The organism is Microbacterium lacusdiani (assembly GCF_054779895.1).
On record NZ_BAAGXJ010000041.1, the window covers coordinates 1 to 503 of the forward strand.

Here is a 503-nt window from a genome sequence, read left to right on the forward strand (position 1 = left end):
GCTACCGCATCCGCTCTGAACCAGGGAGGTTCTCGTGTCTCACGCTAACGCGGCGCTGACCCCGCGCCAAAGGCTCCGTCTCGCCCAGAAGGTCATCGACGAGGACTGGACGATCGCGGCAGCAGCGGACTACTTCCGGGTGTCCTGGCCAACCGCGAAGAAGTGGGCGCTGCGCTACCTTGAGCTCGGCGAGGAGGGCATGGCCGACCGATCGTCCCGGCCGCACACTCATCCGAACCGGACTCCGCAGCGGCTGGTGAAGAAGATCGTGCATCTGCGGATCCGCAAGCGCCTCGGCCCAGTTGAGCTCGCGGGTCGGTTGGAGATGGCGTCCTCGACCGTTCATGCCGTACTGAAACGTTGCCGGTTGAACCGGCTCTCGCATATCGACGTGAAGACCGGTGAGCCCGCTCGTCGCTACGAGCACGAGGCTCCGGGGGCTCTGATCCATGTCGACGTGAAGAAGCTCGGCAACATCCCCGACGGCGGCGGCTGGCGCTACG

General features: G+C 65.6%; 1 protein-coding gene. It reads left to right on the forward strand.

What is annotated here, in order from left to right; all coding sequences use genetic code 11:
• Positions 1 to 34: 34 nt before the first annotated feature.
• Positions 35 to 503 (forward strand): helix-turn-helix domain-containing protein (locus tag ACYVGN_RS13425; protein WP_460791367.1); only part of this gene is annotated, 469 nt, incomplete at its 3' end.